At 30.6% G+C, this 1,288-nt stretch carries 1 protein-coding gene; it reads left to right on the forward strand.

Annotated elements, in window-relative coordinates:
• The first annotated feature begins 28 nt into the window (after positions 1-28).
• A complete protein-coding gene (locus DIU01_RS05390; RefSeq protein WP_290832241.1) occupies positions 29-1,252 on the forward strand; it encodes a type II toxin-antitoxin system HipA family toxin in 1,224 nt (407 codons plus the stop codon).
• The last annotated feature ends 36 nt before the right edge of the window (positions 1,253-1,288 follow it).

A 1,288-nucleotide genomic window follows, 5' to 3' on the forward strand; every position in this document is an offset into this window, starting at 1 on the left:
TATAGAGAAATTATTTAAGCAATAGATTATGGGAAAGAATAAAAAAATAAAAGCTTTTTTAAATCTTGAAAAAAAGATTGAAATTGGTGATATGATTGAAAATGAAGGAAAGATTTATTTTAAGTATCATCCTGATTTTGTTGTTACTGGATTGGAAATTTCTCCTTTTAAATTGAAGTTGTCTAATGAAATTTTAGTTCCAAAAGAACAACATTTTGATGGGCTTTTTGGTGTTTTTTCAGATTCGATTCCTGATGGTTGGGGAAAATTATTATTGGATAGAAAATTACCGTCATTAGGTATAAATCTTAATGACATTTCACCTTTAGACAGATTGGCATATCTAGATAAAAATGCCGTTGGAGCAATTAGCTATCAACCTGAATATGAAAACGATTATAATAATTTACATCAAATAGATTTAGATGTAATTTCTAATGAAATTGAAACAGTTTTAAGTGGAACTTCAGAAGATGTAATAGAGGAGTTGTTTCAACTTGGTGGTTCTTCTGGTGGAGCAAGACCAAAAATTTTCGTTGGATTTAATCCAAAAACAGAAGAATTACTTTATGGAAAATCCAATTTACCTGATGGTTTTGAACATTGGATCATCAAATTTCCATCTTCAAACGATTTGAAAGATATTGCCTTAATTGAATTTACTTACAATCAAATGGCAAAAAATGCTGGAATTGAAGTAAATGAATTTCGATTATTTAAGAGCAAAAAAGGTAGTTATTTTTTTGGAAGTAAACGATTTGACAGAAATCATAACGAGAATTTACATTTACATTCTGTTTGCGGATTATTACACGATAATTTCAGAATGAGTACATTAGATTACGGACACATTATGGATTGTGCTTTTACACTAGAAAAAGATTTTAATGCTTATGCAAAAGTGTTGCGATTAGCAACGTTCAATGTTTTGGCTCACAATAGAGATGATCACAGTAAAAACTTCTCGTTTTTAATGGACAAGAATGGTCACTGGAAATTTGCACCAGCTTATGATTTAACGTTTTCGAATTCCTCTTTTGGATTTCATAGCACAACGGTTGCTGGTGAAAGTAAAAATCCAACGGTTGAACATTTAAAAGAACTTGCCAAGCATTTCGGAATTAAAAATCCAAATTCTATTTTTGAAGAAGTTAAAAGTTCAATTTCTGAGTTTAATAGTTTAGGAAATACTATTGGTATTACTAAAGATTCTATGAAGTTGATTGGTGGTCTGTCTCTTATACACATCTGACGCTGCCGACGAAGAGGATAGTGTAGATCTCGGTGG

Source organism: Flavobacterium sp. (assembly GCF_003525665.1).
Classification (GTDB): Bacteria; Bacteroidota; Bacteroidia; order Flavobacteriales; family Flavobacteriaceae; genus Flavobacterium.

What these genes read in the sequence shown, in the direction of transcription:
- DIU01_RS05390 (WP_290832241.1), top strand. Translation starts at nt 29, where the DNA reads ATGGGAAAGAATAAAAAAATAAAAGCTTTTTTAAATCTTGAAAAAAAG.